The organism is Sphingobacterium shayense, from assembly GCF_013179575.1.
Classification (GTDB): Bacteria; Bacteroidota; Bacteroidia; order Sphingobacteriales; family Sphingobacteriaceae; genus Sphingobacterium; species Sphingobacterium shayense.
Window position 1 is genome coordinate 1 of the sequence record NZ_JABMCQ010000193.1, and the last position, 6958, is coordinate 6958.

Consider the following 6958-nt stretch of genomic DNA (forward strand, 5'->3'; position numbering starts at 1 on the left):
CCAATGAAAAAGAAGCATATGCATATATGAAGTCGTACTCTCCTTATGAAAATGTTGAGGAAAAAGAATATCCGAATTTACTTGTTACGACAGGATTACACGATAGCCAAGTGCAATATTTTGAACCTGCGAAATGGGTCGCAAGGCTACGCGATAAAAAAGTAGGTTCGAATATCGTTTTATTAAAAACAGATATGGATTACGGACATGGGGGGGCATCCGGACGTTTCGATTATCTTAAAGAAATTGCATTAAATTATGCGTTTCTATTTAAGTTAGAAGGAATCACTCGATAAACAGAAAAATAATTCCGCGGAAATAGGATTTAATGTTCGATCTATTTTGTTAACGAATCTTGCAATTCATTCTCTTGTTCGATTTCTCGTGCGTCAATTTGGTGTTGTTCGTAATTTTGAATGGCAACCCTACTTGCTTTTTGTGAAACAATTATTCCAATAATGGCAATCACCGTAACCACAGCTAATCCCCAAATATATTTTTTCTTGTCTTGCTTGACGAGCCAGTACATGACGAATATATAGGGAATTGCAAAGAATATATAAAAAATAATACTAGGACCTACCATTTCCATTGTTTTTAATATAACGCTGCAAAATTACGCATTTAAAGACATATAAAAAAACAATACCAAATTCGGTATGTGGTCAATATAGTTACGCAGTAGTTACGTTCTTTTTACAGTCGGTTTCAAACTTTTTATGATTTTTAACGTCTTTTTAGTATATTGACGTATAGAACGGTAGGTTGATAAATTTTTAACAAAAAAACTACAACAGTATTGCATAAAAGAAAAAAATATTTTTTTACTTTTGCCCTGTCTAAAAATAGAAAATAGATGAAATATTCGAATACATACGCAAATATACCCACGCAGCTTTTAAAGAAGTATGCGAGGTCATTTATGTGTGCTTTGCATTCGTGTAATTGTCCTATTTTGCGATTCCGACGACCTATACTGCCTCGAGCTTGATTCGGAGGCAGGCTACTTCCAAAATTGATTGCCATCCAAGCTCGATGGGGTTTCCAATCGTTAATTAGAAATGTTTTTTTGCCGCACGTAAGTGCACTTAAATAGGTCGACATCTTAGATGACACTTTCAGATTTTTTAATTGTTCCCGCTACGTCTAAGGACGTGGTACACGCAGAAGCTATCTGCAACGAGATGTTTGAGTCTGCAAAAGCTCGTGGAACGGGTATTGCTCGTCGTAAACCGGAATATGTTGCCGGAAAGATCGAAGAGGGTAAGGCGGTTATAGCGTTACACAAAGACGGACGATGGGCTGGGTTCTGCTACATAGAAACATGGGGACACGGAGACTATGTCGCTAATTCAGGCTTGATAGTTAGCCCAGAATTTAGAAAAGTAGGATTAGCAAAAGCTATCAAAAAGCGAATCTTTGAGCTTTCGCGAGAGAAATATCCAAATGCTAAAATATTTGGACTTACCACCGGCCTCGCGGTTATGAAAATTAATTCTGATTTAGGTTATGAGCCCGTTACTTATTCTGAGTTAACCCAAGACGAGGAATTTTGGAAAGGTTGTAAATCTTGTGTTAACTACGATATTCTAGTAAGTAAGGATCGCAAAAATTGTATGTGTACAGCCATGCTTTGGGATCCTGTGGAAAAAGAGCGTAGTTTAAAAGAGAAAATACAGCGTCGTGCAGAGGCAAAGGAGAGGCTGGACAGAATTGTCAAGAAACAGTCCTTGCTCAAACGTATTGAAGCAAAATTATGGAAGTCAACTAAGAAGATAGTTGCTACTGTTTTCCCGGTAGGAACGGGCTTAGTAAAAGGAATATAATTTGTAGATTTGAAGCTCAACAACAGCTTAACTAAAATAAGGAAAATGAAAAAAGTAGTATTAGCGTTCAGTGGAGGATTGGACACTTCGTTTTGTTGCATCTATCTTACAAAAGATCTGGGGTTAGAAGTACATTCTGTTGTAGTGAACACCGGTGGTTTTTCGACAGAAGAATTAAAAGAGATCGAGGAACGCGCATATTCGTTAGGCGTAAAATCACACAATACGATCGACTCGACGGAAGACTATTATCGCGATACACTCAAATATTTAATCTTTGGCAATGTTTTGAAAAACGGGACATATCCGTTGTCGGTATCGGCCGAACGCGTATGTCAAGCCACAGCTATAGCGACTTATGCGAAAAAAATAGGGGCGGAGTCCGTTGCTCATGGTTCAACGGGAGCTGGAAATGATCAAGTGCGTTTTGATATGATCTTCAATACCCTTATCCCCGGTGTAGAGATCATAACTCCAATACGTGACCTTAAACTTTCGCGTGAACAAGAAATTGAATACTTAGCGAAACACGGTGTAGCAATCAATGCGGAAAAAGCAAAGTATTCCATTAACAAGGGTTTATGGGGAACATCAGTAGGTGGGGCAGAAACGCTTACGTCTAACCAATATTTACCCGAAGCAGCGTGGCCAACACAGGTGACGTCAACTACGGCCCAGACCATCACGATCGACTTCGTCAATGGCGAACCTAAAGCTTTAAATGGACGGGATCTTGGATCTGTAAAGGTAATTCAGGAATTACAAGAAATTGCCCAACCCTATGGTATTGGCAGAGACGTCCACATTGGAGATACAATTATAGGTATTAAAGGGCGTGTGGGATTTGAAGCTGCAGGTCCATTGATCCTAATAAAAGCACACCATACACTAGAGAAACACACATTGACTAAGTGGCAATTAGCTTGGAAAGATCAAATTTCAGCTTTTTATGGTAATTATATGCACGAAGGACAGATGCACGATCCTGTAATGCGCGATATAGAAGCTTTTTTAACATCTGCTCAACAGACCGTAAGTGGCCGTGTTATCGTAGAATTACACCCGTATCGTTTTGTGATTATCGGGATCGAATCGAAATACGATTTGATGTCTAATAAGTTCGGAAGCTACGGAGAAATGAATAAAGGATATACAGGTGATGACGTTAAAGGTTTTGCGAAAATTTTTGGAAACCAAACTAACATCTGGCATAAAGTAAATGAGAGCGCTAACGACTAACAGTGTGCTTGAAAACGATTGAATAGAATGCTTTCATAAACTAGAAAAGCTGAGGACTCTAAATAAATACAGGTGATATGAGTAGAATAAGAGTAGGAATTGTTGGATCTGCAGGATATACTGGAGGTGAATTATTAAGAATATTAATATTCCACCCACAGGTAGATATTGTTTTCGCGAACTCGGTTTCTAATGCTGGCAGGAAGGTTTATGAAGTACATAATGACCTTTTTGGTGATACGGAATTAGAATTCTCTACGGCATTTCATTCTGAAATAGATGTTCTATTTTTATGCGTGGGTCACGGCGATGCTCGAAAGTTTCTTGATGCCAATCCTATTGATCAATCGGTGAAAATAATCGACCTGTCACAAGATTATCGCTTGAAAGCGAATGCGGATTATCAAAATGACAAATTCATATATGGTTTGCCCGAACTTAACAGGAAGGAAATCTACCGAGCACAATATGTCGCCAATCCGGGATGTTTTGCAACGACAATTCAGCTCGGATTGTTACCGCTCGCAGCGGAAGGTTTGCTACTTGACTCCATTCATATTAATGCAACAACAGGTACCACTGGTGCTGGCCAAAAACCTAGTCCAACTACCCATTTTTCATGGCGTAGCAACAACCTGTCAGCATATAAATCCTTTGAACATCAACATTTACAGGAGATTTCGGAATCGCTGAATCAGTTACAACCGGGATTTCTACCCCAAGCAGATTTACCCTTGTTAGAGCGTGCTGCTCAGAAACTACATTTTTTACCGCAGAGAGGAGCGTTTCCTCGAGGCATATTCGCGACTATGTATGTGGAATCTTCCTTAACGAAGCAACAAGCCGTTACTTTGTATAAAGAGTTCTATGCAGAACATCCGTTCACTTGGGTTAGCGATAGGAATGTTGATCTTAAGCAAGTAGTAAATACCAATAAAAGTATTATGTCTTTGGAGAAACATGGCGAACATCTTTTGATCATAAATGCGACAGATAATTTACTAAAAGGAGCGTCGGGACAGGCGGTCCAAAATATGAATTTGCTGTTTGGGATCGAAGAGCGGACCGGGCTTAATTTGAAAAGTGTAGGCTTTTAGTAATAGTATCGAAATAGGAAAATAAAAAAGGGTGAAGTTCTGCACTTCAACCTTTTTTATTTAATAGAAAAGACGGTTATTCAGCAGAAAGGTTTACTTTACGCTCTATAGAAACATTGTCTCCTGTAACTGCGTTGCCATCTTTATCGACAAGTGTCAATTTAAAATTATTCTCACCTAGAGGCAGGTTTAATACTTCGTAGGGTACCCAATTATCTAATGTGAATTCTTGCCCGTTGATTTCAGCTTTTACTTTATAAGAATCTGCTCCGATCTCTCCGTTAGCGACGAAGAAGTCCAACAGCAAAGCTTTTGTGTCAGCTCCCACATAATCACCTTTCGGGCGGCTGTAGAATAACGCAGGTTGAGCAGGCACAGGTAGATCTTCAATTTTGGCCTCTGCGTTAACTTTGAATTTTATCAATTTAGACGCTTCGGCGGTTTTAATAGATTCGTGGAAGGAACGTGATAGGAAAGACATCAAATAATGCTCTGAGTTTAAGGGTACAGTTACCGAATGTTCAGGCTTATATAATGCCGCGTATGGTGTATTGTCTAATATGAAATGGATATGCTGCCCATCATGCGAATTAGCCATATGGTGTTCGTGTTCTGTTTGAGCAGTGAGTTCGAAGTTACTCACATCGTATTTTACAGTGACTTTTGCGGAATCAGTTCCAACTTTTTCTGCAGTAATCGATGAAATTTTTAATGTCGCTCCAGGGAACTCCTTAGCGTGCGGTAGTGGGTTCACCGCTATTGCGCCTGTTGTATCTGCTAAGGCCGTCGAATCTTGGACTTCTCCTTCCGTGTTTTTAGCAGTTGGATTACAAGAAACGATCGTCGTAGACAACGCTAAAAAGGCTATTGAAGCTCTTAGTGTATTCATTTTCATGTCGTATTATTTTGATTATATAATGTTATTCATTAAGTATTCTAACAAATATAACGATAAAATTGTTTTACTTATTGAAATACAATATCTAATGCGACTTTTATGGCGCTAATTGTTATTTCAAGGTCTGTTTGCGTATGCGCACTTGAAATAAATCCTACTTCATAGCCGGATGGTCCAAAATAAATGCCTTGGTTTAATAATGCACGATGCATAATTTTGTATTGCTCCATGGATGCGACGTCAATTTGATCTGCGCGAGTGATGCTTTCTTGGTCAGTAAATGCGAACCAGAAAATTGAACTTATTGTAAATATTTTTACGCCGTAATTCTTTTCTTGGATGTATGCTCGAATTTCGTTCACAAACCTTGAAGTTTTATCTTCCTGTTTCTTGTAGAAGTTTTCTTGCAAAAGTATATTTAGAGCAGCAATTCCAGCAGCCATAGCCACTGGATTCCCCGAAAGCGTTCCGGCCTGATATACGGCCCCCTCAGGAGAAATATGCTGCATAATTTCTGTTGATGCTCCATATGCACCGACCGGCATTCCCCCGCCAATTATCTTACCATAAGTAATAATATCGGGTTGGATTCCATAGTGGTGAGCCGCTCCCTCGAATCCTAATCGAAAACCTGTAATAACTTCATCAAAGATAAGCAAGCTACCATTGTCCGATGTAATTTGACGTAAGAACTTGATGTAATCAGCATTCTGTAATAGTAACCCGTTGTTTGCCGGTACGCCTTCAATGATCACTGCAGCAATTTGCTCTTTAAAATCGGTAAATGCTTTTTCTAATGCTGGTTTATCGTCTAATGCAATTACAATCGTTTCTTCTGCGAATGCTTTAGGCACCCCCGCAGACGATGTTTCTCCGAAGGTCACAAGCCCAGATCCCGCTTTGACAAGCAGAGAATCTGAATGTCCATGATAACATCCCTCAAATTTTACAATTTTATCTTTCTTAGTGTAACCCCGAGCGAGTCGAATAGCGGACATGACAGCTTCCGTCCCCGAGCTCACAAAGCGTATCTTATCAATATATTTATTATTTTTTAAGATTAATTCAGCTAATTCATTTTCTAACCGAGTCGGCGCGCCAAAGCTTAAACCTTTATCAAGCTGCTTGGTCACAGATTCGCGAATTTGAAGGTTGTTATGCCCTAATATTAATGGACCCCAAGAGCAACAAAAATCAATGAATTCGTTTCCGTCAGCATCCCATATATGTGCCTTGTCTCCTCTTTCAATGAATAAGGGTGAGCCATAGACTGATTTAAATGCTCGCACGGGAGAATTAACTCCTCCAGGGAAAAATTTCTTTGCTTTCTCGAAAAGTTCTTTTGACTTTTCACGTGAAATATCTTCGAGTGGTGTTGCCATAATCTTATTTATTAATCGCGAAGTTATTCAATTTTAAAATAACCATTTTCATTTTAGCGTAAGTATTTGCCGGAATAAGTCGACCTTTAAAGAAAAAGATGATAAAAGGGCTAAAATCAATTTAGCCCTTATTAATTTTTTTTAAGAGGTTTATTTTAACCAATTATTTGCTATCACTTCTTTAGCGTGATATGTAAGTATGGAGGTCGCACCAGCTCGACGGAAACTAAGAAGAGTTTCCATGATAGAGCGTTCAGCATCAAGCCAGCCGTTACCGATTGCTGCTTTAAGCATTGCGTACTCACCTGAAACATTATATGCGGCGATTGGAAGATCGAAATTATCTCGTAATAGCTTGACAATATCTAAATAGGGTAAGCCTGGTTTGACCATTAAAAAATCTGCACCTTCTTCCATATCCAATTGTGCTTCAATTAATGCTTCGCGTGAATTCGCTGGGTTCATTTGGTAAGTTTTCTTGTCTCCTGCTTTAGGAGCTGAATTTAGGGCATCACG

The 6958-nt window shown here is 39.1% G+C and carries 7 protein-coding genes and 1 pseudogene; 4 read left to right on the plus strand and 4 right to left on the minus strand.

Annotation, left to right across the window (positions count from 1 at the left end; all coding sequences use genetic code 11):
• Positions 1-296: prolyl oligopeptidase family serine peptidase (locus HP439_RS16810; protein WP_172391499.1), on the plus strand; the 296-nt coding region annotated here is incomplete at its 5' end.
• 41 nt (positions 297-337) lie between these two features.
• Here the strand turns inward: HP439_RS16810 and HP439_RS16815 are convergent.
• Positions 338-586, minus strand: coding sequence for a hypothetical protein (locus HP439_RS16815; protein WP_172391500.1), 249 nt, complete (start codon positions 584-586; stop codon positions 338-340).
• A 523-nt stretch (positions 587-1109) separates the two neighbouring features.
• On the opposite strand from HP439_RS16815, the gene HP439_RS16820 reads away from it, so the two are divergent.
• From HP439_RS16820 to argC, 3 genes are all read left to right on the plus strand, one after another.
• On the plus strand, positions 1110-1826 hold the full coding sequence (locus HP439_RS16820) for a GNAT family N-acetyltransferase (RefSeq protein ID WP_172391501.1): 717 nt from the start codon (positions 1110-1112) through the stop codon (positions 1824-1826).
• 45 nt (positions 1827-1871) lie between these two features.
• The gene (argG, locus tag HP439_RS16825; protein ID WP_172391502.1) at positions 1872-3065 is read left to right on the plus strand and encodes an argininosuccinate synthase; all 1194 of its coding nucleotides are present in this window, start codon (positions 1872-1874) and stop codon (positions 3063-3065) included.
• A gap of 77 nt (positions 3066-3142) precedes the next feature.
• On the plus strand, positions 3143-4162 hold the full coding sequence (argC, locus tag HP439_RS16830) for an N-acetyl-gamma-glutamyl-phosphate reductase (protein ID WP_172391503.1): 1020 nt from the start codon (positions 3143-3145) through the stop codon (positions 4160-4162).
• 76 nt (positions 4163-4238) lie between these two features.
• Here the strand turns inward: argC and HP439_RS16835 are convergent, their stop codons facing one another.
• From HP439_RS16835 to HP439_RS16845, 3 genes and pseudogenes are all read right to left on the minus strand, one after another.
• The gene (locus tag HP439_RS16835; RefSeq protein ID WP_246229401.1) at positions 4239-5051 is read right to left on the minus strand and encodes a hypothetical protein; all 813 of its coding nucleotides are present in this window, start codon (positions 5049-5051) and stop codon (positions 4239-4241) included.
• Between the two features lie 77 nt (positions 5052-5128).
• Positions 5129-6442 (minus strand): glutamate-1-semialdehyde 2,1-aminomutase, encoded by a 1314-nt coding sequence (gene hemL, locus HP439_RS16840; RefSeq protein ID WP_172391505.1) that lies wholly within the window; start codon positions 6440-6442, stop codon positions 5129-5131.
• A gap of 150 nt (positions 6443-6592) precedes the next feature.
• Positions 6593-6958, minus strand: a pseudogene (locus tag HP439_RS16845) (porphobilinogen synthase); the annotation flags it as partial.

Coding starts and splice junctions, on each gene's coding strand:
- HP439_RS16815 (WP_172391500.1), bottom strand. CDS start 586: ATGGTAGGTCCTAGTATTATTTTTTATATATTCTTTGCAATTCCCTAT.
- argC (WP_172391503.1), top strand. CDS start 3,143: ATGAGTAGAATAAGAGTAGGAATTGTTGGATCTGCAGGATATACTGGA.
- HP439_RS16835 (WP_246229401.1), bottom strand. CDS start 5,051: ATGAATACACTAAGAGCTTCAATAGCCTTTTTAGCGTTGTCTACGACG.
- HP439_RS16820 (WP_172391501.1), top strand. CDS start 1,110: ATGACACTTTCAGATTTTTTAATTGTTCCCGCTACGTCTAAGGACGTG.
- argG (WP_172391502.1), top strand. CDS start 1,872: ATGAAAAAAGTAGTATTAGCGTTCAGTGGAGGATTGGACACTTCGTTT.
- hemL (WP_172391505.1), bottom strand. CDS start 6,442: ATGGCAACACCACTCGAAGATATTTCACGTGAAAAGTCAAAAGAACTT.